Here is a 26,997-nt window from a genome sequence, read left to right as displayed (position 1 = left end):
GAGTTCCTGCAAAGGTTTGTGTCGCCCACAATGCGAGAACCCCATGCCTCAACCGCGTCCCTACAAAGTTGCACTCAACGGCTACGGCCGGATTGGTCGTTGCGTCTTGCGTGCTCTGTTCGAGCGAGGGCCGGCGGCCGGGTTTGAAATTGTCGCGATCAACGATCTGGCGGACATGGCCAGCATCGAATACCTGACACGCTTTGACTCCACCCACGGCCGGTTCCCCGGCGAAGTGCGGGTCGAGGACGATTGTCTGCATATTAATGGCAACTGCGTGAAGGTCCTGCGCAGTGCCACCCCTGAGGGCATCGACTGGGCGGCGCTGGACGTCGACCTGGTGCTGGAATGCTCCGGTGCCTATCACACCCGTGCCGACGGCCAGCGGTTTCTCGACGCCGGCGCACCACGGGTCCTGTTTTCCCAGCCGATGGCCAGCGAGGCGGATGTCGACGCCACCATCGTCTACGGCGTGAACCAGGATTGCCTGACCGGCGCCGAATTGCTGGTGTCCAACGCCTCCTGCACCACCAACTGCGGCGTGCCGCTGTTGCGCCTGCTGGACCAGGCGATTGGCCTGGAATACGTGTCGATCACCACCATTCACTCGGCAATGAACGATCAGCCGGTGATTGACGCTTACCACCATGAAGACCTGCGCCGTACGCGTTCGGCGTTTCAGTCGGTGATTCCGGTGTCCACCGGCCTGGCGCGCGGTATCGAGCGACTGTTGCCGGAACTTGCCGGGCGAATCCAGGCCAAAGCCGTACGGGTACCGACGGTGAATGTGTCTTGCCTGGACATCACCATGCAAACCGTCAGCGACACCGATGCCGGCGAAGTCAACCGGATCCTGCGCGACGCCGCCACCAGCGGCCCGCTCAAAGGCCTGTTGGCCTACACCGAGTTGCCGCACGCCAGCTGTGATTTCAACCACGACCCGCATTCGGCCATCGTCGATGCCAGCCAGACCCGCGTTTCCGGCCCACGGCTGGTGAACATCCTGGCTTGGTTCGACAACGAATGGGGTTTTGCCAACCGAATGCTGGACGTTGCAGAACACTATCTGCAAACAGCCTCTCCACAACTTTAGCTCTCAGGAATTGCCCCCCATGACCGTGTTGAAGATGACCGACCTCGATCTGCAAGGTAAGCGCGTACTGATCCGCGAAGACCTCAACGTCCCAGTCAAGGACGGTGTTGTCACCAGCGATGCGCGAATCCTGGCCTCGCTGCCGACCATCAAGCTGGCCCTGGAAAAAGGTGCGGCCGTGATGGTCTGCTCCCACTTGGGTCGTCCGACCGAAGGTGAATTCTCGGCAGAAAACAGCCTCAAGCCTGTAGCTGAATATTTGAGCAAGGCCCTGGGCCGCGACGTGCCGCTGGTTGCCGACTACCTGAACGGTGTGGACGTGAAGGCTGGCGACATCGTGCTGTTCGAAAACGTGCGCTTCAACAAGGGCGAGAAAAAGAACAGCGACGAACTGGCCCAGCAATACGCTGCCCTGTGCGACGTGTTCGTGATGGACGCCTTCGGCACCGCGCACCGTGCCGAGGGTTCGACCCACGGCGTGGCCAAGTTTGCCAAAGTTGCCGCAGCTGGCCCGTTGCTGGCGGCTGAACTGGACGCACTGGGCAAGGCCCTCGGCGCTCCGGCCCAACCGATGGCCGCCATCGTTGCCGGCTCCAAGGTGTCCACCAAGCTCGACGTGCTGAACAGCCTGAGCCAGATCTGCAACCAGCTGATCGTCGGCGGCGGCATTGCCAACACCTTCCTGGCGGCTGCCGGTCACCCGGTGGGCAAATCGCTGTACGAGCCGGACCTGCTGGACACCGCCCGCGCCATTGCCGCCAAGGTCAGCGTGCCGCTGCCGGTAGACGTGGTGGTGGCCAAGGAATTCGCTGAAAGCGCCGAAGCCACCGTCAAGCTGATCGCTGACGTTGCCGCTGACGACATGATCCTGGACATCGGCCCGCAAACTGCAGCCAACTTCGCTGAACTGCTGAAGTCGTCCAAGACCATCCTGTGGAACGGCCCGGTCGGCGTGTTCGAGTTCGACCAGTTCGGCAACGGCACCAAAGTGCTGGCCCACGCCATCGCTGAAAGCTCGGCATTTTCCATCGCCGGCGGTGGCGACACCCTGGCGGCCATCGATAAATATGGCGTTGCTGACCAGATCTCCTACATTTCTACGGGGGGTGGTGCGTTCCTCGAATTCGTTGAAGGCAAGGTACTGCCGGCTGTCGAAGTGCTGGAAAGCCGGGCCAAGGGATAAGGCACTTGCTGAGGAAAAGGAGCATTCCGATGATCAGGTCGTTGGCACTGGTGATTGCAGCGGGCCTGCTGGCCGGCTGCGGCAGCACGCCGAAAGCGGCGCCCGAGTCTGAAAAGCCCGGGGCTGAGCCGCGCAAGAGTTGCTACCAGGCTGACTGGCAAGCCGAAACCATGCCGGTGATCAGCAAGCGCATCGGGCCGGACGGGTTGGAGAAATACGACTCTGCGCCCAACGGTCAGGAACAGGGTTGCCCTTGACGGGTCTGATTCACTAACCGACAGCAGCGGTGGCCGCAGGTCGCCGCTTGAGGATTGGCAATGAAAGGCGTTTTCGCCCTGGCGGCACTGGCGTTATTGGCCGGATGCACCAACCTGAACATGTTCGACAAGAAGGCAGAGCCGGCAGACAAGTGGACCACCTGGACGTGTGACAGCCAGGCGCAAGTCAACTGGCGGTTTGCCGACCAGGCCCGCACCCAGGTGGATGTGCGCCTCGGCGGCTCGGACCAGGTGTATCGCCTCAAGCAGGATGTGGCGGCCTCGGGCGTGCTGTACAGCGACGGCCAGTTGGCGTTTCACACAAAAGGTGAGGAAGGCCTGGTTTACTGGGTTGCCACCGATGATTTGATCGGGCGTGGCTGTAAAGCACAGTAACCCCGACAGCAATAACGATTCAGCAGGGCAGGCTTTGAAAGCCTGACCTTCAATAACTTGAATAGCAGCCGCCGCTACGGCAGGCTTGCACGATTAACGACCCTCGACCGGGAGAGAGACTCACAATGGCACTTATCAGCATGCGCCAGATGTTGGACCACGCAGCCGAATTCGGCTATGGCGTTCCAGCCTTCAACGTCAACAACCTTGAGCAGATGCGCGCCATCATGGAAGCCGCTGACAAGACTGACTCTCCAGTGATCGTCCAGGCTTCGGCCGGCGCGCGCAAATACGCCGGTGCCCCGTTCCTGCGTCACCTGATCCTCGCCGCGATCGAAGAATTCCCGCACATCCCGGTGTGCATGCACCAGGACCACGGCACCAGCCCTGACGTGTGCCAGCGCTCCATCCAGCTGGGCTTCAGCTCGGTAATGATGGACGGTTCCCTGGGCGAAGACGGCAAGACCCCGACCGACTACGAATACAACGTACGCGTCACCCAACAAACCGTGGCCATGGCTCACGCCTGTGGCGTTTCGGTTGAAGGCGAGCTGGGCTGCCTGGGTTCCCTGGAAACCGGCATGGCCGGTGAAGAAGACGGCATCGGCGCCGAAGGCGTGCTGGATCACAGCCAAATGCTGACCGATCCGGAAGAAGCTGCTGACTTCGTGAAAAAGACCCAAGTTGACGCCCTGGCCATCGCCATCGGCACCAGCCACGGCGCCTACAAATTCACCAAGCCACCTACCGGCGACGTGTTGGCCATCGACCGCATCAAGGAAATCCACAAGCGCATCCCTAACACCCACCTGGTGATGCACGGTTCTTCCTCGGTACCGCAAGAGTGGCTGGCGATCATCAACCAGTACGGCGGCGACATCAAAGAAACCTACGGCGTGCCGGTTGAAGAAATCGTCGAAGGCATCAAGTACGGCGTGCGCAAGGTCAACATCGACACCGACCTGCGCCTGGCCTCCACCGGTGCGATGCGTCGCCTGATGGCCACCAACCCGAGCGAATTTGACCCACGTAAATTCTTCGGCGCTACCGTGACGGCCATGCGTGACGTATGTATCGCACGTTATGAAGCCTTCGGTACTGCGGGCAATGCTTCGAAGATCAAGCCGATCTCGTTGGAAGCGATGTACCAGCGTTACCTGAAAGGTGAGTTGAACGCCAAGGTCAACTAAGCCTTACGCGTTAATGAAAAGCCCGCAGCGATGCGGGCTTTTTTGTGGCTGAAATTTGATCAGGCGGCTGCGGGGGTGTCGAAGCCGCGGTATTCGATGACGCGGAATACGTCGCTTACGTCCTGCACCAGGATGCGGGCGGTGTTGGCTACGTGGTTCAGGTCACGCTCCGCAAAATCGGGCAGGCTGGAGCAGGCCATCAGGTTGAGGTGTTCGAGGGCGGCGTTGAGGCGTTCACGCAGGCAGGCGTGCAGGTCCGTGAGTGGTGCATCGCTGTCGATCAATAGCACGGGGTATTCGGTGGCTGTTTCGGTGCAAGGGGTGAAACGGCGGGGTGGGAGTTGTGGCTTCATGGCAAATCCTTAACTCAAAAGAAAATTGGCCACCGTTTGCTGCGAAACAAATAGGGTGGCAGCTGTACGCGGGTTCGCAGACCGAGGAGTTAAGACCCGGCAGACCCGAAGGTCTCCCACGTACAACCGCCATAAAAAGCCGAGCATTGGCAGGACTGCCTATGTCGTATTTTGACGGGTACGGTATTAACTCTGTAGGGCTGCGAAACCCTATCGCCGTTCAATGCCGGCGACGGGGCGAACTATAAGCGGCGCTCCGATTCACCGCAACGGCCCTGTAGGACACAGGACCCATGTGGGAGCCGGCGGTGCGACGATTCGACTTGCCCGCGATGGCGGTGTGCCAGTCGAAGAATAAGTTGGCTGATACACCGCCATCGCGGGCAAGTCGAATCGTCGCACCGCCAGCTCCCACAGGGATAAGTGTTGTTTAAGTGATTGTGTTAATCACCGAATGATCCTTGGGTCCATAGGACAGTGCCTACGAGATGTGAGGAGACTTAGTTCTCCACCAGCACCTTCGGATTCGAGTTACCCCACACCGTATACAGATCCGCCAGCAACGCACCGTTGATGTCTTCAACCTCCGCCTGGCTGGTCTCCACCGCGCCCTGCTTGCCGAACAACACCACCTCATCGCCGCTCTTCACGGTCGGCACGTCGGTGACATCGACCATCAGGGTGTTCATCGACACCTTGCCCACCACCGGCACCCGGTGCCCGTTGATCAGCACGATGCCTTTGTTGGTAAACGCGCGGCGATAGCCGTCGGAATAACCGACGGTGATGTTCGCCAGTTTCGAATCCCGCGCCAGGGTGTAGGTGCGGTCGTAGCCTACGGTGTTGCCTTTCGGGTAGCTGTTGACCGACGCCACGTGGGATTTGAACTGCATCACCCGCTTGTATTCGGTGAACGACGGTACGGTATCGCCAAACAGCAGGCCGCCCGGACGAACCATGTCCAGCCGCGACTCGGGCACTTCCAGGGTGGCGAAGGAGTTGGCGGCGTGCAGGGTGATTTTGCTGCGGTCGAGCTGGGCGACGTTGATCAGCCAGTTGGCTTGTTCGTTGAACGCCTTGAGGCCGGTGCGCACGTCGGCGGCGTCTTCGACGGCGAAGTGGGTCATGATCGCCGTCACCTGCAGGTTTGGCACCTTGGTAATGGCTACGGCGTCGCGGCGGCCCTGGGCGGTGGTCATTTCCACACCGTTGCGGCTCATGCCGCTGGAGTTCAGGCCCAGGTGCACGACCAGTGGGCGGCCGTGGTTTTCGGCGATCAGGCTGGCGCGCACGGCGAAGTCCAGATTGCCCACCAGCTCTTCGACGTTATACGGCAACGCAGCTTCCAGCTCGCTCAGGGCGGCGGTGCGTACGCGGATCAGTTGGCCCTTGAAGCCGCTTTCACGGACCACGCGGGCTTCTTCGTTGCTGGCGATGCCGACGCAGGGCACGCCCAGTTTGATCACCGAGGGCATCAGTAAACCGATGCCGTGACCGTAGGCGTCCGCCTTGAGCACGGCGCAGATTTTCGACTTGTCAGCGAGGCTGGCTTGCAGGGTGCGGATATTGTTTTCGAAGGCGACCTTGTTGATTTCGACCCAGGCGTTGCTGTCCTGGATATTGACCTGGGCCACCCCGTCGGCCATCGAGAGGGGCGGGGCGGCGAAGGCCGGGTTTTGCAGCAGTGCCATGCCCATAGAGAGGGCGAGCAGGGTGCGGGAAAAGGGCATTGGGCAGTCTCCATGACTTTCTTGTAGGGGGTAGTGCGCGTGCGCGGCGCCATACTCGGATTGTCCTACAAGAAAGTCGAGACCCTGGGTCGCGGTTCTGTCCTAAAGCGTCGTGGGATAGATCGCTGAAGCGAATCAGCTTCAGTCGTGATCAATGTCCAGCTTGGCAAACGTCACGCGGGCGCCTTCCTTGCTGTTGCCGCTGTTGTCCTGCACGTAGGCGCCGGCCTTGAAGTACAGCGGCTGTTTGCCCCACGCAGCACCGATGCGTTCGTTCCACTGCCCGTTGGCGGCGTCGACGCTCAGCAGGCCGGCCTTGTTCAGGTGGATGACGTAGGTGAAGTCGCGGTCCAGCGGTACGTTCTCGGCGACGATGATCACCCGGCCTTCCGACTCGTCAGGGCGCATGCGCACCTTGGCGACGATGTTGCCGGTCTGGGTTTTTTCCTTGTATTGGTACTCGACCTTGATCAGTGGCTTCTGGCTTTCGTAGGCGTGGATTTGACCGATCACCACCTTGCCGGAGGACGGCACCTTGTTGACCGCCAACGTGGCGCGCAGGTAGTTGTCGGCTTCGCTGTACAGCCAGTTGCGCAGGCGGCCGTCGGCGTAGGTTTCCCGCAGTTCGCTGCGAGGGTAAACGGCGTTCTCGGTACGCGTGCCGGTTACCGGGGTCCAGAATTGCACGCTGCTGCCTTCGGCCTGGAAGTATTGGTCCTTGAACCCGCTGAGCAGTTTCGGCGTGTCGATGGTCGAGGGCGGGGAGCCGACGGGGATGCTCAGGTTCCAGGTGGACAGATCAATCATTGAATACGCCTTTAACGGGGAAAGAAGGCCTTGGCTCGGGAGCCGGCACTTTCTTTATAGGTGGCTCGAAATGGATTGTTAATGGCTTTGCGGCGGATTGTTGGCGCCAATGAAATGTCAAAAAGCCATGTTTCCCGTAAACCGCGGGCTGTAGACACTGACCGTTAGTCGGTTGTCTGGGCTTTGGCGCAATGATGGCACCGTCGTGGCTTCTGCTTTATGGGATCCAGGGCTAGAGTGAGCCCTTATTGTTTATCCGGTTTTGTCGCAAAAATGACCGGAATGACTCCGACGAAAGAGAAGCAGCAATGGAATGCGCTCCAATCAAGCCTCGCGATGGTTGTTCAGTGCTTTTGGTGGTCGATGACTATCCCGAAAACCTGATCAGCATGCGTGCGCTATTGCAGCGTGAAGATTGGCATGTGGTGACGGCGGCCTCCGGGGTGGAAGCCCTGGGATTGCTGCTCGAACACGACGTCGACCTGGTGTTGCTGGATGTGATGATGCCTGGCATGGACGGGTTCGAGGTGGCCCGGCTGATGCGCGGCAGCCAACGTACGCAACTGACCCCGATCATCTTTCTCAGCGCTCACGCCCAATCGCCGGCGGCGATGCTGGAAGGCTATGCCAGCGGCGCGATCGACTACCTGCTGAAACCCTTCGACCCGAATATCCTCAAGCCCAAGGTCCAGGCCCTGCTGGAGCACCAGCGCAACCGCCGTGCCTTGCAGCGCCTGAGTCACGATCTGGAGTCGGCCCGGGCCTTCAATGCCTCGGTGCTCGACAATGCCGCCGAAGGCATCCTGGTGGTGGGCGAAGACGGCGTGATCAGCTACGCCAACCCGGCGATTTCGCGGCTGATCAATGCGCCGGTCGCCGAGATCCAGGGTGCCGAGTTCCTGGGCTTCCTACAGAAGCCCCATGTGCCTGGGTGGTCCGATTCTGCCTTGTATGAAGGCTACAAACGTGGCGAAACCTGGCGCCTGCACGACGCCATCTTGCGCACCGCACCCGGCCAGCAGTTGCCCGTGGCGATGTCGTGCGCCCCGCTGCCGGCCGAGCAGAAAGCCATGGTGGTCACGGTGCTGGACATGTCCGAGGTGCGCCATCTGCATCAGCAACTGGAGTTCCAGGCCGTCACCGACCCGCTGACGGGCCTGCTCAATCGGCGCGGGTTTCACCAGTCGGTGGAGAATGTGCTGTTGCGCAGCGAGCGTAACGAGCAGTCGCTGGTGCTGCTGTACCTGGACCTGGACGGGTTCAAGCGGGTCAACGATTCCCTCGGCCACGACGCCGGAGACCGCGTGCTGCGCTGGGTCTCGGAACAGTTGAAGGCGTGCCTGCGCTCCTACGACATTCTCGGGCGCATGGGCGGGGATGAATTCACCGCGCTGCTGGAGCTGGAATTCCCGGAGCAGGCGGCCAAGATTGCGGAAAAACTGATCGAACGGGTGTCGATCTGTCAGCAGGTCGACGGTCTGGATGTGATGCTGGGCGTCAGTATCGGCATCGCCACTTTCCCGGACTGCGGCTCGGACCTCAACGGCCTGCTGCGCGCGGCGGACGTCGCGATGTACGAGGCCAAGCGCGCCGGGCGTCAGCAATATCGCTACTACGACCAGGAAATGAACGGCCGGGCCCGCTCGCGCCTGATGCTCGAAGACAGCGTACGCAGCGCCATCGACAGCAAGGATTTCACCCTGGTGTACCAGCCGCAGGTGTCGTTGCACGACGGCCATCTGCGGGGCGTCGAAGCGCTGCTGCGCTGGCAGCACCCGAGTGTCGGCGATGTGCCGCCGGGGCTGTTTCTGCCGTTGCTCGAAGAGGCGCGGCTGATCAGCCAGTTGAGCACCTGGATCTACCAGCAGGTGGCCGCCCAGCGGCAGGCATGGGCAGGGGTGTTCAACGATGAGTTGGTCCTGAGCGTGAGCTTGAGCAGCAGCCAGTTCAATATGCCGAACCTGGCCAGCCAGCTGCAGCAGGTGCTGGAGCGACATGGGTTGCAAGGCCGGCAGCTTGAGGTGGAGATCAGTGAAGAAAGCCTGATGCACAATCTGGATGAGTCCACCAAGCAGCTCAAGCTGTTGCGCCGGGCCGGCGTGCGGATTGCCCTGGATGACTTCGGCGCGGGCAACTGCTCCCTGGCCCACCTGCGGGACCTGGAATTCGACACCCTCAAGCTCGACCCGAAGCTGATCGCCCGCCTGCCGGGTTCATCCCGGGACGCGGCGATGGCGCGCAGCATTATCGAATTGTGCCGGCATTTTGATCTGCTGGTGATTGCGGAAGGCGTCGAGACCCAGGAGCAAGTTGAGTGGCTCAAGGCCAACGGCTGCCAGTTCATCCAGGGCCCGCAGGTGGCGCCGCCGTTGATCGCGGATGAAATTGCCGACTGGCGCCTGCGCGCAGCCGCCCGCTGAATTCGCTACACTGGCGCCCATTCAAATACCCGTTGTTGACCCCATGACCGCGCTGAAATACCTCCAGGCCTACCCCCCAGCATTGCAGGAGCAAGTGCGCCAGTTGATTGCCAAGGACCAACTCGGCGACTACCTGACCCAGCGCTACCCCGAACGTCATGGCGTGCAGAGCGACAAAGCGCTGTACAGCTACGCCCAGGCCCTGAAGCAGGAACACCTGCGCAACGCCCCGGCCATCGACAAGGTGTTGTTCGATAACCGCCTGGACCTGACCCACCGCGCCCTCGGCCTGCACGCCACCATCTCCCGGGTGCAGGGTGGCAACCTCAAGTCGAAGAAAGAAATCCGTATCGCCTCGCTGTTCAAGGAAGCCGCGCCGGAATTTCTGCGCATGATCGTCGTACACGAACTGGCGCACTTCAAGGAATCGGACCACAACAAGGCGTTCTACAAACTCTGTGAATACATGTTGCCGGGCTACCATCAGGTGGAATTCGACCTGCGGGTGTACCTGACCTGGCGGGACCTGCAGGGCAAGCCCTGACCTTCAAAGGCGATCGAGCATGGATGTGAGCAAGACCAAAAGCAGCTTCTACCGGCGCCTGTATGTGGCGTACCTGATTGATAGCCAGCTGGCCAGCAGCGTGCCGGCACTGACCGAGGTGACGGGCATGCCCCGGCGTACTGCACAGGACACGATTGCGGCGTTGGCGGACCTGGATATTGTGTGTGAGTTTGAACAGGAAGACGGGGCCCGCAATCATGCCGGGCGCTATCGGATTCGTGATTGGGGCGCGATTGATCGGCGCTGGATCGAGGCGAACCTGGCGAGCATTAAACAGGTGTTGGATTACCCCTGAAGGCTTGTAGTGACCGGGCCGACGCCTTCGCGAGCAAGGCCGCTCCCACATTCGACCGCATTCCAAAGGTGGAACTCGGTCAAGTGTGGGAGCGGGCTTGCTCGCGAAGAGGCCCTCATGCCCGGCGCATGCCTATATGTGGAATGTCATCCTCAAGGTATTCCTCACCCGCCGCCACAAACCCGTACCGCCCGTAATACCCCTGCAAATGCGCCTGGGCCGACAGATAGATCGGCACGTCGGGCCACTGTTTCTCTGCCTGCTTGAGGGCTTCGTCCATCATCTGGTGGCCCAGCCCGGTACCCCGCGCGCTCGGCGCAACGATCACCCGGCCGATCACCACATCACCACCCTGTGATTCGGGATCCAGCAGGCGCAGGTAGGCCTGCAGTTGACCATCATCCCAGGCCATCAGGTGATGGGTATCACCATCCAGGTCCTGGCCGTCGATGTCCTGGTACACGCATTTCTGCTCGACCACGAAGACCTCCGAGCGCAGGCGCAAAATGGCGTACAGCTGCTCCTTGCCCAGGTCACTGTGGTGTTTGCAGACCCATTCGACTGTCATGGTGTTCTCTCGGCTGATTGTCTGGTCAGGATAGTAAGCGCGCGGGAGGCGAGTGTCTAAATTGCGGTTTTTTTGTGAGTGAGATCAATTTGCCATCATTCTCTGCGTGCGACGCTGCCGTCTTTGTGTAATCTGCAGTACAGGCTCATTGATGAGCTACTGTTAAATCCTCGGGTTGCCCCAGAGGTCAGGCCATAGAATGCCCGCCAAGGACTTGAGCATGCCGCGATTTTCTCGTGCCGTTGCTTTGATCGGTTTGTTGTTGCTGGCCCAGGCGGTGGCGGCAGAACGCTTGCGACTGGTGGCGGATGCCTGGCCGCCGTTCACTGACGCCACCCTGGTCAATGGTGGTTTGGCCACCGACATCGTGACCACCGCCCTGGCCCGTGCCGGCTACGCCAGTGAGTTTGAACAGGTGCCCTGGGCCCGCGCCCTGATGGGTGTGGGCGATGGGCGTTACGACGTATTGGTGAACGCCTGGTACGACGATGCGCGTACTCAGTTGGGGCAGTTTTCCGGTGAATACCTGCTCAACCGGGTGCTGTTTCTCAAGCGCCGCGACGATCCCATCGACTACCAGAGCCTGGAGCAGTTGCACGACTACCCCGTCGCGGTGGTGCGTGGCTATGCCTATTCAGCGGCGTTCGATGCCGATCCGCAATTGCAGAAAGTCCCGGTGCATAACTTCGCCATGGCCGTGCGCATGCTGGCGGCGCAGCGGGTGCGGCTGACGCTGGAGGACGAATTCGTCGCCCGCTACTATCTGGCTCGGGAGTCCGCCACCGTGCGCAACGCGGTGGAGTTTTTGCCGGTGCCGCTGAGCGAAAACAGCCTGCACATACTGGTCAGCCTGAAAAACCCTCAGCATCAGCAGATTGTTGCCGGGTTTGATCGGGAGATCGCCAGGATGAAGGCAGATGGCAGTTATGCGCGGTTGATGAAGCAGCACGGGATGTAGTGAGGCTAATGGCCCCTTCGCGAGCAAGCCCGCTCCCACATTCGACCGCATTCCAAAGGTGGAACTCGGCCGAATGTGGGAGCGGGCTTGCTCGCGAAGAGGGTTCAGGCTTCGCTGGTATCTTTGATCAGGTGAGCCGCCAACGTGCGCAACGGCCCCAGTTGCCGGCAGATCAGCGCCAATTGCGTCTGCACCAGCCGCTGCCCTTCATCAATCTCATCCGGCATCTGCTCCAGGTCCACTGCCAAGGCTTCCTCGGCATCACTCTGAATCGCGATCGGCTGCTTGTTCGCCAGCCCGGTGGCGATCTCGTCGATGCTCGCCGCCAGCGTCTTCCCGGCGCCTTCGATCAAGTGCTCGCGCACTTCCGCCGGCAGTTGGGTTTCCCGGTGGGCGCCCAGCCCCGACAGGTAGCTGAGCAGCGTGTGGGACAGCACCAGGAACCTGAACCCCACGTCCGCTTCCTTACGGAAATGCCCCGGCTCCATCAGCATGTTCGCCAGGGTGGTGGACAGCGCGGCGTCGGCGTTGTGGGCATTGCGCCGGGCGAGGCGGTAAGCCAGGTCGTCGCTTTTGCCCGCGGCGTACTGCTGCATGATCTGGCGCAGGTAGATGCTGTTGCAGGTCAGGGTATTGGCCAGCACCTTGTTCAGGCGCCGGCCCTGCCAGTCCGGCAGGAACAGGAACACCGCCAGCCCGGCGATCAGGCTGCCGAGCAAGGTATCGAACAGCCGTGGCAGGAACAGCCCGTAGCCGTCGCCCACCTGGTTGAAGCAGAACAGCACCATCAGCGTGATCGCAGCGGTCGCCAGGGTGTAGCGCGTGGTGCGGTTGATAAAGAACACCAGGCCGGCGGCAATGGCGAACATCGACTGGATCAGCGGGTTGGGGAACAGGTCGAACAGCGCCCAGGCGATGGTCAGGCCGATGGCCGTGCCGATGATCCGCTGACCCAGCTTGCGTCGGGTGGCGCCGTAGTTTGGCTGGCACACGAACAGCGTGGTGAGGATGATCCAATAGCCTTGGGACGGGTGAATCAAGTGCACCATCCAGTAGCCGATACTCAGCGCCAGGGGCAGGCGCAGGGCATGGCGGAACAGCAACGAAGTCGGCGTCAACTGCGTGCGCAGGCGTGTCCACATTTCCTTGAGGTTGCGCGGTGCACGGTCCAGCAGGCTGCTGTCGGTGGCATCGGCCAGGCTGTCGGGGTTGGCGGCGTCGCCCAGCAGGCGGTCCAGGGTCGACAGGTTGGCGGCCAGGGCGCGCAGGGAGCGCAGCAGGCCGCGCCAGGCCGGGTTGCTCTGGATGCGCAGGTGTTCCAGGGAGGCATTCAGGTCGCCCAGGGCTTCGGCAAAGCTGTCGTCATAGACGAAAGGCTGGCGCATCTGGATCGATTCGGCGAGGGTCTGGCAGGCTTTGCCTTGCTGGCGCAGCAGGCGCTGGCAGCGGAACAGCACGTCGCTGTGGAAGAAGGCTTCGGCGAGGGCGTTGTAAGGGTAGTGCGAGGAGCTGGCGCGCTCGTGGATGTCCTGGGCCAGGAAGTACAGCTTGAGGTAGCGGCTGACCTTGGAGCCCGGGCGACCATTGCCGACCCGGTGCAGGATGATCTCTTTGGCGGCGTTCAGTGCTGCCACCACCCGGCCGTTCTGCTGCGCCAGTTCCAGGCGCCGCGCTTCCACATCCAGTTGGCGGATCGGTTCGAACAGCGACGACTTGAGCTTGAGGTAACGCCCCAGCTCCCGAAACAGTCGCGCCAGGCTCTGCTGCACCGGCTGGTTGGAAAACAGCACCTGCCACAACACCGACAGCGCGCCATACCACGCGGCGCCGGCCACCAGCAGCAAGGGTTCATGCCAGAAGTCGGTGACGGCGCCACCGCGCTGGTCCACGCCGATCATGGTGTAGACCGAGAGAATCAGGGTGGCCGAAGCGATCGCCCCATAACGCTCGCCGAGGGCACCGAGCATGGTCAGGCCGAAGCTGGACAGAGCCAGGAAGATCGCGAAGATCCAGGGATAAGGGAAAAGCAGTTCGACGGACAGTGCCGCAGTGCTGAAGCACACCAGTGTCACGGCCAGGGCGTTGAGCCGGCCCTGCCAGTTGTCATCGGTCTCGGCCAGGGCGCTGGCGATAATGCCCAGGAACAGCGGGATCAGCAGCGCCATTTCATTCTGGTACCAGCACAGCGCCATGCTGCCGGTCAGGGCGATGAATACCCGTACGCTGTAACTGAACTTATCCAGTGCCCAAAGGCGCCGCATGGACTGCTTGAAGGAGGTCGATGACATGAAGTCTGGGGTCTTCCGGGACGATGCCGCTAAATTGAGCCAGTAATGACGCCACGGCAAGCGTGGCGATCACATCTGAGAGCAAAATTTATTCCAGTCATTACTTCCAAGCACACCACGAACCAAATGTGGGAGCGGGCTTGCTCGCGAAGGCGGTGTATCAGTCACTGATGTATTAGCTGACACTCCGCCTTCGCGAGCAAGCCCGCTCCCACATTTTTTTACCGCGTTCCGTCAGGCAAATTGGGCAGCGGCATAACCGGAGGCCCACGCCCACTGGAAATTGAACCCGCCCAGGTGACCGGTCACATCCAACACTTCGCCGATGAAGTACAGGCCGGGGCTTTTCAGGGATTCCATGGTCTTGGACGAAACCTCCCGGGTGTCCACGCCACCCAGGGTGACCTCGGCGGTGCGATAGCCTTCAGTACCCGCCGGCACCAGTTGCCAGCTCCCCAGTTTGCCGGCGATGTCGGCAATCTCGGCGTGGGTGTACTGCTTCATCGGCTTGGAAACGAACCAGGTTTCGGCCAGCAGGTTGGCCATCTTCTTGGTGAAGATCTCACCCAGCAGGGTTTTCAGCTCGCTGTTCGGGCGCTCCACCTGTTGCGCTTGCAGCCAGGTGTGGGGATCGTGATCGGGCAGCAGGTTGATTTCCAGGGTGTCGCCGGGTTCCCAGTAGGAGGAAATCTGCAGGATCGCCGGCCCGCTCAGGCCGCGGTGGGTAAACAGGATGTTCTCGCGAAAGCTTTGGTCGTTGCAGCTCACCAGGCAATCCACGGACGTACCGGACAGCTCGCCGCACAATTCCTTGAGCTGGTCGGTGATGGTGAACGGCACCAGCCCGGCGCGGGTTGGCAGCAGTTCATGGCCGAACTGCTTGGCCACTTGATAACCAAAGCCGGTGGCCCCCAGGGTCGGGATCGACAGCCCGCCGGTGGCGATCACCAGTGATTCGCAGCGCAACTCACCCAGGGTGGTTTGCAACTGATAGCCGCCATCGACCTTGGCAATCTCCTGCACCGAGGTGTCCAGGTGCATGCTCACGCCGACCTGGATGCACTCATCGAGCAGCATCCCGAGGATGTCGCTGGACTTGTTGTCGCAGAACAGCTGGCCGAGTTTTTTCTCGTGGTACGGCACGCCGTGCTTGGCCACCAGCGCGATGAAATCCCACTGGGTGTAGCGGGCCAGGGCGGACTTGCAGAAGTGCGCGTTGTGGGAGAGGAAGTTGGCAGGCTCCGTGTACATATTGGTGAAGTTGCAGCGGCCACCGCCGGACATCAGGATCTTTTTGCCGGCCTTGTTCGCGTGGTCGATCAACATCACCTTGCGCCCACGCCCGGCGGCGGTCAGCGCACACATCAAGCCTGCGGCGCCGGCGCCAATGATCACAACTTCGGTCGAGCGCACAGCCATGTCCTCATACAAATTCTGAATTGGAATACAGTCAAATGTGGGAGCGGGCTTGCTCGCGAATGCGGTGTATCAGTCGACAGATTCGGTGACTGACACTCCGCATTCGCGAGCAAGCCCGCTCCCACATTTTTGATCTCGGTATAGCTTGAGATCTTTACAGGATACGCACGCGCAACGAACGGCCTTTGATCTTGCCGTCATTCAAGCGCTGCAATGCCTGCTTGGCGATCCCGCGTTCCACGGCCACGAACGCCTGGAAATCAAAGATCGCGATCTTGCCGACCTGGGCCCCCGGAATCCCGGCTTCACCGGTCAGTGCGCCGAGGATGTCGCCCGGGCGAACCTTGTCTTTACGGCCGGCGGCAATGCACAGGGTGCTCATCACCGGCAGCAACGGGCCGCCGCTTTGCGGCTTGAGGTTGTCCAACTGGTCCCAGTTCAGCGGCGACTTCTGCAACTGCTCGATGGCCTGGGCGCGGTGGGCTTCAGACGGGGCAACCAGGCTGATAGCGATGCCAGTCTCACCCGCGCGACCGGTACGGCCCACGCGGTGAATGTGGATTTCCGAGTCGCGGGCCAGTTCGACGTTGATCACCATGTCCAGTGCATCAATGTCCAGGCCACGGGCGGCAACGTCAGTGGCGACCAGTACCGACGTACTGCGGTTGGCGAACATCGCCAGTACCTGGTCACGGTCGCGCTGTTCCAGGTCGCCATGCAGGCCAACGGCGGAGATGCCCTTGGCGGTCAGGTGATCCACGGTTTCCTGCACTTGCTGCTTGGTAAAGCAGAAGGCTACGCAAGACGCCGGGCGGAAATGCGCCAGGACCTTGGTCACCGCGTCCATGCGCTCTTCCGGGGAGATCTCGTAGAAGCGTTGCTCGATCTGGTCGTCCGAGTGGAACGCTTCGGCCTTGACCTGTTGCGGCGCGCGCATGAATTTCGAGGCCAGCTGCTTGATGCTCACCGGGTAGGTGGCCGAGAACAGCAGGGTCTGGCGGCGGGCCGGGGTCTTGCTGATGATGTCTTCGATGGCGTCGTAGAAGCCCATGTCGAGCATGCGGTCGGCTTCATCGAGGATCAGCGTGTTCAAGCCGTCCAAAACCAGCGAACCCTTGCGCAGGTGCTGCTGGATGCGGCCCGGGGTGCCGACGATGACGTGGGCGCCGTGCTCCAGGGAGGCGATCTGCGGGCCGAGGGACACGCCGCCGCACAGGGTCAGCACCTTGATGTTGTCTTCGGCGCGGGCCAGGCGACGGATTTCCTTGGCCACCTGGTCAGCCAGCTCGCGGGTCGGGCACATGACCAGTGCCTGGCAGCCGAAGTAGCGCGGGTTGATCGGGTTCAACAGGCCGATGCCAAAGGCTGCGGTCTTGCCGCTGCCGGTCTTGGCCTGGGCAATCAGGTCCAGCCCTTTGAGGATCACCGGCAAGCTTTGCGCCTGGATCTGCGTCATCTCGACATAACCCAGCGAGTCGAGGTTAGCCAGCATGGCGGCGGACAGGGGCAAAGTATTAAAAGCGGTGGCGATGGTAGTCACGGGACTGGCTCTGCAAAACAAAATGTCGCGCAGTGTACCAGCCTCGTGGGATTTTCCCTGCAAGTTCTAGACGAGAAGCCTGTTAATGCTCAATGTCGTGCTCACGGCTGACCACGCGTTTGCCGTCTTTTGGCGACAATTGCAGGAAGATCGCCGCCGCCAGCATCGCCATGATGCCCACGGTGACGAAGGTCAACTGGAACGCCCCAAGCACCGTGTCGACCCCGTCGTTGCCCACTTCGGCGGTAAAACCACCCAGCAGCGCACCGGCGCAGGCCACCCCAAGGCTCAGGGACAACTGCGCCACCACCGACAGCAAACTGTTGCCGCTGCTGGCCTGGGCGTCGTCGAGGTCGATCAGGGTCACGGTGTTCATCGCGGTGAATTGCAGCGAGTTGATGGCCCCGAGGATCGCCAGCATGCTCAGCAGCAGCGGGTAGGGCGTGTGTTCGCTGACCAGGCCCATGCTCGCCAGCATGATGCCCAGCGCCAGGGTGTTGCCGGTCAGCACCACGCGGTAGCCCAGGCGCTCGATCAGCGGCCGGGCGATGGACTTGGCAAACATCGCCGCCGCCGCCAGGGGCAGCATGCTCATCCCGGCTTCGGACGGTGAGTAACCGAGCGCCACCTGCAGCAACAGCGGCACCAGGAACGGCAACGCGCCGCTGCCCAGGCGAGCGAACAGGTTGCCGAGGATGCCCACCGCAAAGGTCCGGGTCTTGAACAGCACCGGCGAGAACAGCGGGTTGTCGATATGCCCGGCGCGCAGCCAGTAAGCCGCCAGGCACGCGAGGCCGCCGAACAGCAGCAACATCACCCGCAGGTGCGGCAGGTGCAATTCGCCGAGGCCTTCCATGGCGATAGTGATCAGCACCATCGCCGCGCCGAACAGCAGGAAACCCACGCCGTCGAACCGCGTACGTTCGCTGCCGCGCAGGTCGGGGATGAATTTCCAGACGGCGTAGCAGCCGATGATGCCCACCGGCAGGTTGATCAGGAAGATCCAGTGCCAGGTCAGGTATTGCACCATCCAGCCGCCCATGGTCGGGCCGAGCAGTGGGCCGAGCAGCCCGGGAATGGTGATGAAACCCATGATGCGCACCAGCTCCGAGCGCGGGTAGGCGCGCAGCACCACCAGCCTGCCCACCGGCAACATCAACGCACCGCCCAGGCCCTGGATCACCCGGGCGCCCACCAGCATGGTCAGCGTGCTGGAGAGTGCGCAGAGCAATGAGCCAATGCTGAACAGCATGATCGCGCCGAAGAAGATCTTCTTGGTGCCGAAGCGGTCGGCCACCCAGCCCGAGGCGGGAATCAGCAAGGCCACGGTGAGCATGTAGGCAATCACTACGCCTTGCATGCGCAAGGGGTTCTCCGCCAGGTCTCGAGCCATGGCCGGCAAGGCGGTGTTGAGAATCGTCCCATCCAGCGACTGCATGAAGAAGGCAATCGCTACCACCCAGGGTAGCCAGCGGGCGGTCTTGGCATCGAGAGGGGCGCGATTCGGCATGAGTTACCTTTTTGTTAGCAGCCTATGTGTCGGCGATTATGCGCCATCGGCAGCTCCTTTTCCCACTGGCGCTTCGTCTATATCTGACAACGCCACGTGTTTGCCCACCAGGAAATCAATCAGCGCGCGGTGCACGGCCAGGGCCGCTTCGCGGGATTCCAGGTCAAGCAAATGGCCAGTGTGCTCGGCGGTGGCGAAGCTGCTGCGGCCTACGTATTTCTTGAATAGTTGGGCTTCGTCTGCCGGGGTGTACTCGTCCAGCACGCCGTTGAGGAAGTGCACCGGGGTTTCGATCCGGGTCAGTTGCGGCAGGTAGTTGCCGTCACCCAGCGCCAGCACCTGATGGATATGGAAGCGTGCCTGGCGATACTCGGTGGTGGCCATGGTCGACAGGTGCCGGTGATTGTTGCGCTTGAGCCGGGGCGACAGGTATTTGCCCACGGTTTCATTCAGTAGATGGCCGACGGCGGATTTGTCATCGGCCTCGATCAGCACGCGCACCCGCTCTACGTATTCGAGCATGGCCTGGTTGAGGTTGGGCGCCAGTGCCATCACCACCGAGCTTTCAATCGACGGCGGGTTGTGGGCGAGGGTCAGCAGCGTGGAAATCCCCCCCCATGAGGCAGACACCAGGTGGTTGACCTCAAAGCGTTCCACCAGGGCGCGCAGGATCTGCACTTCATCGTCCTTGGTCACAAGGTCAAGGTCGGTGTTGTGCGGGCGTGAATAGCCGGAGAACGGCAGGTCGAACATCAGCACATTGAAGTGCTCGGACAGGCACTTGCTGGTGCGTGCAAACGAGCGGGTGGTGGACAGCGCGCCGTTGACCAACAGCACGGTTTTCTTCTCTGGGTTGTTACCAAGTTGCTCTACGTGAACGTTGTAGTGCTTGAACAGCTTTTCAATGACAAAACTTCCATGGTTCATGTCAACGCTCCAGCTTGCCCTATCCCGGGCAAGGTCGTGCATCACTTGCGTGCAAGTGGGTTGAGGACGGCGGGGTGTTGTTTGAGTTTTTTTACCGCGCGGACGTGGCTAGGTGCCACCAACCTTTATAACGAGGTTTTTCGCGAGCGACAACTGGCCGGACGGCCAGGTGTCTGGAGTGGGGTTTTGAGGATGAACCGAATCAAAATGTGGAATGCGATCAACTGTGGGAGCGGGCTTGCTCGCGAATGCGGTGCCTCAGTCACAGATGTAGTGGCTGACACGCCGCATTCGCGAGCAAGCCCGCTCCCACATGGGTTTTGCGTTGCTTATAAGGTCAGGGTCAGGCGTTTTACCAGCGCCCCCGGCAGCAGATTGGATGACGTATTGCGCTGGCTATACGTACTCGCCGACAGCAGCAATTCCCGATCAGCGGTCAGCGCTTCCAGTTGCGAGCCCAGCAGGCTGTAAACGCTGTCATCAAAACGCATGGTGCTGACCGGCGCCTTGATCTCGCCGTCTTCGACCCAGAACGTGGCGAAGCGGGTCATGCCGGTCAGGCGTGCGGCGGGCTGGTCGGAGTAGTTCAGGTACCACAGGTTGCTGATGTACAAACCGGTGCCCAGTTGCTTGAGGATATCGGCCTGGGCCAGGTCGCCGGCCGCCATCTGCAGGGCGCTGGGAGATTCATCGCCGCTGGCGCCATTGGTGCTCAACCCGTATTCGGCAGCACTGCGAGAGTTCACCAATTGGCCTTCAGCCTTGCCGGCATTGATCAGCTTCACATCACTGCGCGGATAGCCGTCACGGGAAAACGCCGAACTTAGGGAGCCGCTGACCTGTTCGTCCAGGGTCACCAGCGGGCTCAAGGACTGATCACCGCCATACAACCGTTGCAACGGGCTGCCTTTGCTGGCGATGGCCTGGGCGGAAAACCCGCCCCAGGTGAGCATGCTGATGATTTCTTCCATGGCCGCCGGGGCAAGGTAGGCGCGATATTGCCCCGGTGCCAGCGGGTGCAGCGGGCGACCAAGGTATTCCAGTTGCTCACGGGCCTGCTTGAAACGCTGCGCGAAGGCCACGCTGTCCCAATCGTTGCCGGCGTAGCTGGCTTTCACCGCTTCACCGTTGGCGTGGAACAGGCTGAAGTCGAAGTTGAAACTGTTGGCCTGGTGCCAGCCGAAGGCGCCTGATGAGCTGGCGAAACCACGGCTGATAGGGCCGGCGGCGTAAAAGCCGACCATGTCCACACCTTCAGCGGCAAGGCTGACTGCTTCCAGCACCTGGGCCAGGTCCGGCAGCGGTCGGTCCTGCTGGTCCTTGTTTTGCCAGGCGTTGTGGTTGAGCAGCAGGTACGGATCCTGCGGCAACAACGGCAAGGTCTCGCGCAGTTGTTGCAGGCCGTCGGCCAGGCGCTGGCGATCCAGTTCAGGCTCGCCCGCCAGGGTGATACCGAGGTCGGCGTGGCGCCCGTCGTTGATCAGCTTCAGGTTCAGGCTGGCCTGTTGCACCTGGCCGGCCTGGCGCACTTTGCCGTGGTTGAAACGCACAAACTCGGAGGACTCGTCGGCGTAGCCGAGGTGGAATTGTTCGTTGTCGGTGATGGCCTGCTTGAGCCAATCCACCAGGGCTTTGAAATTATTCATCAGGCGTCTCCCCCGAACACGTCCACGTTGCTGAACACACAGGCCGGCGACGCATGGCCGACGCGGATCACCTGGTTGGGTTCGCCCTTGCCGCAGTTCGGCGTGCCCAGCACCTTGAAGGTGCTGGCGTCGCCGACGGCGCTGAGGTTGCGCCAGAACTGCGCGGAAATCGCCCGGTAGTTGGGGTTCTTCACCACGCCTTTGAGTTCGCCGTTTTCAATCAACTGGCCCCACTCGCAGCCAAACTGGAATTTGTTGCGTGCATCGTCAATCGACCACGAACGGTTGGTGGACATCAGGATGCCGTTCTCGATGCCGCCAATCAGCTGCGCCATGTTCTGGTCGCCGGCCTCGATATTCAGGTTGGCCATGCGGTCGATCGGCGCGCGGTTCCAGCTGCAGGCGCGGCTGTTGGCCACGCCTTGCATGCCGGCGCGGTATTGCGACAACGCACCGCCCAACGGCTTGAGCAGCAAGCCTTCGCGGATCAGGAATTGTTTGCTGGCCTTCGTGCCGTCGTCGTCATGCCCATAGCTGGCGAGCTGCTCGGGAATGTCCGGATCGAAGGTCACGTTCAGCAGGTTGGAGCCGTATTGCAGGTGACCGAAATCGCTGGCCTTGACGAAGCTGGTGCCGGCGTAATTGCGCTCGTCGCCCAGGATGCGGTCGAGTTCCAGCGGGTGGCCGATGGATTCGTGGATCTGCAGGATCATCTGGTCGGGCATCAGCAGCAGGTCGCGCGGGCCCTGGGGCGTGTTCGGGGCCAGCAGCAGTTGCAGCGCCTGGTCGGCAATCTGCGGCGCGGCGCCCACCAGGCCGAAGCGGCTGATCACGTCAAAGCCGCCTTGCTGGCCGAAGTTGGTGCCGCCCAGGGTGCGGGTCTGGCTGTCGTTGCCGTCGTAGGCCGTGACGTTGACACCCGGGAACACAAACCGCTGGGCCTGGCGCAGTTCGGCGCCGGCGCTGTTGAGGTAGATCTGTTCGACGTGGGTGGTGCCCAGGCTGACTTCCCAGTTCACCAGGCGCTCGTCCTTGGGCACGGCGGCCGATTCGGCGCCGAGCAGTTGGTAGCAGTCGCTCAGGGACGGGAAGGGCTGGTCGAGGCTCGGCGACAGGTAGTCGGCAGTGTCGCTGGACACTGGCTGGTCGCGCAGGTCGAGCAGGGCGTGGGGCTTGATGAGCCGGGCTTGCTGTTCGGCGCGCTCAAGGGCGGCTTGCAGGCCGGGCAGGGAAATGTCGTGAGTGGCGGCGTAGGCTTCGACGCCATTGAGGCGCACGGTGAGCATCGCGCCTTCGTCCTGGCTGAGGTGTGGCGGCTCGGCGACGTTCTTGCGTACCGACAGGTACTGGCCGGACTCGCGGACGTAGCGCAGGGAAAAGAATTCGGCGGTAGTGCGCAGGGCACTGAACTGCTTTTTGAGTGTGGCGTGGTGTTCGAACATGGGGCCTTCCTTGTGGGCGGCTCGGCGCGGGCAGGCAAACAGAGTAGGCCTGGGCTGGGAGCTGATCAAGGAAAGTGTAGGCGGGCGGGAGGTCTTGCGGTGTCAGATCGGGCATCTTCGGGAGCAAGCCCCCTCCCACATTTGATCGGGTTCACACGGTCAAAAATGTGGGAGCGGGCTTGCTCGCGAAGGGAGCACCTCGGTCCATCAGTTACTGCGCAGTAGGACCCACTTCACGCATCGGCTTGCCACGCACCGGCGCATCGCCTGCCACGTAGTAATCCGCAGTGCTGCGCGGCAGTGGCTTGCGGCCACGGATCTTGTCGGCGATTTTCTCGGCGATCATGATCGTCGGCGCGTTCAGGTTGCCGGTGGTGATGATCGGCATGATCGACGCGTCAACCACGCGCAGACCCTGCATGCCATGCACACGGCCTTCGGCGTCAACCACGGCCATCTCGTCGGTGCCCATCTTGCACGAGCAGGACGGGTGGAACGCAGTCTCGGCGTGCTCGCGGATAAATTTATCCAGTTGCTCGTCGGTCTGTACGTCGATGCCCGGGCTGATTTCGCGGCCACGGTATTGGTCGAGTGCCGGCTGTTGCATGATTTCACGGGTCAGGCGGATGCCGTCGCGGAATTCCTGCCAGTCCTGTTCGGTAGACATGTAGTTGAAGAGGATGCTCGGGTATTCCCGTGGGTTCTTCGACTTCAGCTGCACGCGGCCACGGCTCGGCGAACGCATGGAACCCATGTGCGCCTGGAAACCGTGCTCTTTCACACCGTTGCTGCCGTTGTAGTTAATCGCTACCGGCAGGAAGTGATACTGGATGTTCGGCCAATCGAATTCTTCACGGGTACGGATGAAACCGCCCGCTTCGAACTGGTTGCTGGCGCCGATGCCGGTGCCGTTGAACAGCCACTCGGCACCAATGGCCGGCTGGTTGTACCAGAGCAGCGACGGGTACAGCGAGACCGGTTGGGTGCACGCGTATTGCAGGTACAGCTCAAGGTGATCCTGCAGGTTTTCGCCGACGCCAGGCAGGTCGTGGACCACCGGAATGTCGAGGCTTTCCAGCAGTTTCGCCGGGCCGACGCCGGAACGTTGCAGCAGTTGCGGCGAAGCGATTGCGCCGCTGCACACCAGGACTTCCTTGCGGGCACGGGCTTCAACGCGCTCTTCGGCAGCACCGATCAGGTAACGCACGCCGACGGCGCGCTTGCCTTCGAACAGGACTTTGTCGGTCAGGGCGTGGGTGACGATGGTCAGCGTCGAGCGCTTCTTGGCCGTGTCCAGGTAACCGCGAGCGGTGCTGGCGCGACGACCGTTTGGCGTCACGGTACGGTCCATCGGGCCGAAGCCTTCCTGCTGGTAGCCGTTCAAGTCTTCGGTACGTGGGTAACCGGCCTGTACGCCGGCTTCAACCATCGCGTGGAACAGCGGGTTGTTGCCGGCCTTTGGCGTGGTCACGCTGACCGGGCCGTCGCCACCGTGGTAGTCGTTCGGGCCGATGTCGCGGGTTTCGGCTTTACGGAAATACGGCAGGCAGTCCAGGTAGGTCCAGTCTTCCAGGCCCGGCAGTTTCGACCAGTTGTCGTAGTCCATCGCGTTGCCGCGGATGTAGCACATGCCGTTGATCAGCGAGGAGCCGCCGAGGCCTTTGCCGCGACCGCATTCCATCCGGCGACCGTCCATGTGTGGCTCTGGATCGGTTTCGTAGGCCCAGTTATAGCGGCGGCCTTGCAGCGGGAACGCCAGGGCGGCTGGCATCTGGGTACGGAAATCGAAACGATAGTCCGGGCCGCCGGCTTCCAGCAGCAGGACGGTGACGCCTTCGTCTTCGGTCAGACGGGTCGCCAGGGTGTTACCGGCGGAGCCGGCACCCACAATGATGTAGTCGTATTCTTGGGACATTAAATGCACCCTCGTGAAAGTTGGTTCAGGCTGCTTTTGTGGCGAGGGAGCTTGCTCCCGTTCGACTGCGCAGCAGTCGCAAAGTCAGCGCTCGAGTTCTGTCTGAAAGAACTGCGGTACCTGGCATGGGGCTGCTTCGCAGCCCGACGGGAGCAAGCCCCCTCGCCACATGGGCCATGCCAGGCTCAATCAGGTTTTAGAACACCGAGGCGTAGTCGCCCAGCTCAACCTGTACCGATTTGATGCGAGTGAAGTTGTTCAGCGAGCTGATCCCGTTTTCACGGCCCACGCCCGACTGCTTGTAGCCGCCCACCGGCATCTTCGCGTCGGACTCGCCCCAGGCGTTGATCCAGCAGATACCGGCTTCCAGCTGATGAATCACGCGGTGGGCGCGGTTCAGGTCCTTGGTCACCAGGCCAGCGGCCAGGCCGAAGTCGGTGTCGTTGGCGCGGCGGATCACTTCTTCTTCGGTGTCGTAGGTGAGGATGCTCATCACCGGGCCGAAGATTTCTTCACGGACGATGGTCATTTCGTCGGTGCAGTCAGTGAACACGGTCGGGGCCACGTAGGCACCCTTGGCGAATTCACCGTCGGTCAGACGGTCGCCGCCGCACAGCACGCGGGCGCCTTCTTCTTTACCTTTGGCGATGTAGCCGAGCACGCTTTCCATGTGGGCGAAGCTGACCAGCGGGCCGAAGTTGGTGTTTTCATCTTCCGGGTTGCCGATGCGGATGCGGGCAACGCGCTCGGCGATCTTGGCTTCGAACGCGCCTTTGAGGGCGGTCGGAACGAACACGCGGGTGCCGTTGGTGCAGACCTGGCCCGAGCTGTAGAAGTTGGCCATCATCGCGATGTCGGCGGCGCGGTCGAGGTCGGCGTCGTCGAAAATGATCAGCGGGGATTTGCCGCCCAGTTCCATGGTGACTTCCTTGAGCGAAGAGCTCGAAGCGCTGGCCATGACTTTCTTGCCGGTGTCGGTGCCGCCGGTGAAGGAGACTTTCTCGATGCGCGGGTGTTCGGTCAGCCAGGTGCCGACTTCACGGCCGCTGCCGGTCAGGACGTTGAACACGCCATCCGGAACGCCGGCGGCGGTGTAGATTTCAGCCAGTTTCAGGGTGGTCAGCGAGGTGACTTCGCTTGGCTTGAAGATCATCGCGTTACCGGCCGCCAGGGCAGGTGCGGATTTCCACAGGGCGATCTGGATCGGGTAGTTCCATGCGCCGATACCGGCCACGACGCCCAGCGGCTCGCGACGGGTGTAGACGAACGAGGTGTCACGCAGCGGGATCTGCTCGCCTTCGATGGCGGGCACCAGGCCTGCGTAGTATTCCAGCACGTCAGCGCCGGTGACGATGTCGACGTATTGGGTTTCGGAATACGGCTTGCCGGTGTCCAGGGTTTCCAGGGCGGCCAGTTCGTCGTTGCGCTCACGCAGGATGTCGACGGCACGACGCAGGATGCGCGAACGCTCCATGGCAGTCATGGCGGCCCAGATTTTCTGGCCCTTTTCGGCGCTGACCACAGCGCGCTCGACGTCTTCTTTGGTGGCGCGTTGCACGTTGGCGAGAACTTCACCGTTAGCCGGGTTGATGGCTTCGAAAGTGGCATCGCTGCCAGCGTCGGAGTAGCCGCCGTCAATGTAGAGTTTTTGCAGTTCGAAACGGGCCATAAAGTCCTCGCAAGTGCATTAGTGGTTGGCGCGGTTCGGGAGTTGAGCGTTTATGTGTGCTCTAACTCACCTGCTTGGCCAATTGGAAATCCATGTATTCGTAAGCGATCCGTTGCGCCTGCTCCGTGTCGAAAGCGTCTCCCGACAGGGCGCCGCGCAACCACAAACCGTCGATCAGGGCCGCCAGGCCTCGGGCTGCGCTGCGTGCCTCGGGCAACGGCAACGCTCGGCGGAACTGGCAACACAGGTTGGAATACAGACGGTGATCGTTGATCCGCTGCAGCCTGTGCAATGACGGGTGGTGCATGCTGGTGGCCCAGAAGGCCAGCCAGGTTTTCATAGCCGGGCCGTTGACTTGGCTGGCGTCGAAGTTGCCTTCGATGATCACCTGAAGATGGGCCCGCGGGCTGTCATCTTTCAGCGCCAACCGGCGCTCGGTGACGTTCTCGATCAGCACGTTCATCAGGTACCGCATCGTGGCGGCGATCAGGCCATTCTTGTCCTGAAAATAGTGACTGATGATGCCATTCGAGACACCGGCCAGACGGGCGATCAGCGCAATGCTGGCATCCCCCATTCCGACCTGATCGACCGCCGTCAATGTGGCTTCGATCAACTGCTGGCGGCGTATGGGTTGCATACCGACCTTGGGCATCGTGCACCTCTCCTTAGGCCTGCCAACGGGCGATAAACGTCCGTCGGCTTGAGGGCCAGTCTATTTTGTTTTGATTGAACGTTCAATCAACAAAGAATAAGATCTGCGACAAATGGTCGCTGCCTACAGGTATTTCCTACGTGCATGTGGCGCCACCTGACATCGGGAAAA

Annotated in this window: 23 protein-coding genes; 9 read left to right on the top strand and 14 right to left on the bottom strand. The window is 61.6% G+C overall.

All coding sequences use genetic code 11. The features are described from left to right. Positions 1 to 43 precede the first annotated feature (43 nt). The 5 genes from epd (at position 44) to fba (ending at position 4,119) form a co-directional block, all read left to right on the top strand. Positions 44 to 1,093 (top strand): erythrose-4-phosphate dehydrogenase, encoded by a 1,050-nt coding sequence (gene epd, locus HX818_RS12775; protein ID WP_008434077.1) that lies wholly within the window; start codon positions 44 to 46, stop codon positions 1,091 to 1,093. A gap of 19 nt (positions 1,094 to 1,112) precedes the next feature. Beyond that, on the top strand, positions 1,113 to 2,276 hold the full coding sequence (locus tag HX818_RS12770) for a phosphoglycerate kinase (protein ID WP_003216867.1): 1,164 nt from the start codon (positions 1,113 to 1,115) through the stop codon (positions 2,274 to 2,276). Between the two features lie 29 nt (positions 2,277 to 2,305). Beyond that, positions 2,306 to 2,533, top strand: coding sequence for a hypothetical protein (locus HX818_RS12765; protein WP_177020226.1), 228 nt, complete (start codon positions 2,306 to 2,308; stop codon positions 2,531 to 2,533). A 60-nt stretch (positions 2,534 to 2,593) separates the two neighbouring features. Beyond that, positions 2,594 to 2,929 carry an MliC family protein gene (locus HX818_RS12760; RefSeq protein ID WP_003216869.1) on the top strand — a complete coding sequence of 112 codons (336 nt, stop codon included), beginning with the start codon at positions 2,594 to 2,596 and terminating at the stop codon, positions 2,927 to 2,929. Between the two features lie 125 nt (positions 2,930 to 3,054). Next, positions 3,055 to 4,119 carry a class II fructose-bisphosphate aldolase gene (gene fba / locus HX818_RS12755; protein WP_003177554.1) on the top strand — a complete coding sequence of 355 codons (1,065 nt, stop codon included), beginning with the start codon at positions 3,055 to 3,057 and terminating at the stop codon, positions 4,117 to 4,119. 59 nt (positions 4,120 to 4,178) lie between these two features. Here the strand turns inward: fba and HX818_RS12750 are convergent, their stop codons facing one another. From HX818_RS12750 to HX818_RS12740, 3 genes are all read right to left on the bottom strand, one after another. Further along, a complete protein-coding gene (locus HX818_RS12750; protein ID WP_008434070.1) occupies positions 4,179 to 4,472 on the bottom strand; it encodes a hypothetical protein in 294 nt (97 codons plus the stop codon). A gap of 500 nt (positions 4,473 to 4,972) precedes the next feature. Continuing rightward, positions 4,973 to 6,202, bottom strand: a complete 1,230-nt coding sequence (gene alr / locus HX818_RS12745; RefSeq protein WP_003216875.1) for an alanine racemase — start codon at positions 6,200 to 6,202, stop codon at positions 4,973 to 4,975. Between the two features lie 141 nt (positions 6,203 to 6,343). After that, the gene (locus tag HX818_RS12740; RefSeq protein WP_177020225.1) at positions 6,344 to 7,009 is read right to left on the bottom strand and encodes a polysaccharide lyase family 7 protein; all 666 of its coding nucleotides are present in this window, start codon (positions 7,007 to 7,009) and stop codon (positions 6,344 to 6,346) included. Between the two features lie 308 nt (positions 7,010 to 7,317). On the opposite strand from HX818_RS12740, the gene HX818_RS12735 reads away from it, so the two are divergent. Genes HX818_RS12735 through HX818_RS12725 form a run of 3 tightly spaced genes read left to right on the top strand, consistent with a single transcriptional unit; the run spans position 7,318 to position 10,289 of the window. Continuing rightward, a complete protein-coding gene (locus tag HX818_RS12735) occupies positions 7,318 to 9,429 on the top strand; it encodes a bifunctional diguanylate cyclase/phosphodiesterase (RefSeq protein ID WP_102605036.1) in 2,112 nt (703 codons plus the stop codon). A gap of 43 nt (positions 9,430 to 9,472) precedes the next feature. After that, on the top strand, positions 9,473 to 9,973 hold the full coding sequence (locus HX818_RS12730; protein WP_177020224.1) for a M48 family metallopeptidase: 501 nt from the start codon (positions 9,473 to 9,475) through the stop codon (positions 9,971 to 9,973). Positions 9,974 to 9,992: 19 nt separating this feature from the next. Continuing rightward, complete coding sequence (locus HX818_RS12725; protein WP_003216883.1) at positions 9,993 to 10,289, top strand: helix-turn-helix domain-containing protein; 297 nt, start codon at positions 9,993 to 9,995, stop codon at positions 10,287 to 10,289. Between the two features lie 115 nt (positions 10,290 to 10,404). Here the strand turns inward: HX818_RS12725 and HX818_RS12720 are convergent, their stop codons facing one another. Beyond that, entirely contained in the window at positions 10,405 to 10,857 is a 453-nt protein-coding gene (locus HX818_RS12720) for a GNAT family N-acetyltransferase (RefSeq protein WP_177020223.1), read from the bottom strand. A gap of 220 nt (positions 10,858 to 11,077) precedes the next feature. On the opposite strand from HX818_RS12720, the gene HX818_RS12715 reads away from it, so the two are divergent. Beyond that, a complete protein-coding gene (locus HX818_RS12715; RefSeq protein WP_177020222.1) occupies positions 11,078 to 11,815 on the top strand; it encodes an ABC transporter substrate-binding protein in 738 nt (245 codons plus the stop codon). 104 nt (positions 11,816 to 11,919) lie between these two features. On the opposite strand, the gene yccS is transcribed toward HX818_RS12715, so the two are convergent. The 10 genes from yccS to betI form a co-directional block, all read right to left on the bottom strand. After that, positions 11,920 to 14,103 (bottom strand): YccS family putative transporter, encoded by a 2,184-nt coding sequence (yccS, locus tag HX818_RS12710; protein ID WP_003216889.1) that lies wholly within the window; start codon positions 14,101 to 14,103, stop codon positions 11,920 to 11,922. A 234-nt stretch (positions 14,104 to 14,337) separates the two neighbouring features. Continuing rightward, positions 14,338 to 15,516, bottom strand: coding sequence for an NAD(P)/FAD-dependent oxidoreductase (locus HX818_RS12705; protein ID WP_177020221.1), 1,179 nt, complete (start codon positions 15,514 to 15,516; stop codon positions 14,338 to 14,340). 160 nt (positions 15,517 to 15,676) lie between these two features. Then, positions 15,677 to 17,014: an ATP-dependent RNA helicase DbpA gene (gene dbpA, locus HX818_RS12700; RefSeq protein WP_236260841.1), complete on the bottom strand. Its 1,338-nt coding sequence runs from the start codon at positions 17,012 to 17,014 to the stop codon at positions 15,677 to 15,679. A 130-nt stretch (positions 17,015 to 17,144) separates the two neighbouring features. Next, positions 17,145 to 18,572, bottom strand: a complete 1,428-nt coding sequence (mdtD, locus tag HX818_RS12695; protein WP_003216894.1) for a multidrug transporter subunit MdtD — start codon at positions 18,570 to 18,572, stop codon at positions 17,145 to 17,147. A gap of 36 nt (positions 18,573 to 18,608) precedes the next feature. After that, a complete protein-coding gene (locus HX818_RS12690; RefSeq protein WP_177020220.1) occupies positions 18,609 to 19,499 on the bottom strand; it encodes an alpha/beta fold hydrolase in 891 nt (296 codons plus the stop codon). A 329-nt stretch (positions 19,500 to 19,828) separates the two neighbouring features. Continuing rightward, entirely contained in the window at positions 19,829 to 21,145 is a 1,317-nt protein-coding gene (locus tag HX818_RS12685) for a TldD/PmbA family protein (protein WP_177020219.1), read from the bottom strand. Next, complete coding sequence (locus tag HX818_RS12680; RefSeq protein ID WP_003216898.1) at positions 21,145 to 22,587, bottom strand: TldD/PmbA family protein; 1,443 nt, start codon at positions 22,585 to 22,587, stop codon at positions 21,145 to 21,147. The genes HX818_RS12685 and HX818_RS12680 overlap by 1 nt, the downstream gene beginning before the upstream one ends. 211 nt (positions 22,588 to 22,798) lie before the next feature. After that, the gene (gene betA, locus HX818_RS12675; protein ID WP_003216899.1) at positions 22,799 to 24,502 is read right to left on the bottom strand and encodes a choline dehydrogenase; all 1,704 of its coding nucleotides are present in this window, start codon (positions 24,500 to 24,502) and stop codon (positions 22,799 to 22,801) included. A 196-nt stretch (positions 24,503 to 24,698) separates the two neighbouring features. Continuing rightward, a complete protein-coding gene (gene betB, locus HX818_RS12670) occupies positions 24,699 to 26,171 on the bottom strand; it encodes a betaine-aldehyde dehydrogenase (RefSeq protein WP_003216900.1) in 1,473 nt (490 codons plus the stop codon). Positions 26,172 to 26,232: 61 nt separating this feature from the next. Further along, positions 26,233 to 26,826, bottom strand: coding sequence for a transcriptional regulator BetI (betI, locus tag HX818_RS12665; RefSeq protein WP_003216902.1), 594 nt, complete (start codon positions 26,824 to 26,826; stop codon positions 26,233 to 26,235). Between the last annotated feature and the right edge of the window lie 171 nt (positions 26,827 to 26,997).

Origin of the sequence: Pseudomonas sp. F9001, assembly GCF_013385435.1 — a bacterium.
In the GTDB taxonomy this organism is placed as follows: Bacteria; Pseudomonadota; Gammaproteobacteria; order Pseudomonadales; family Pseudomonadaceae; genus Aquipseudomonas.
This window is presented reverse-complemented; position numbering and strand designations above follow the sequence as displayed.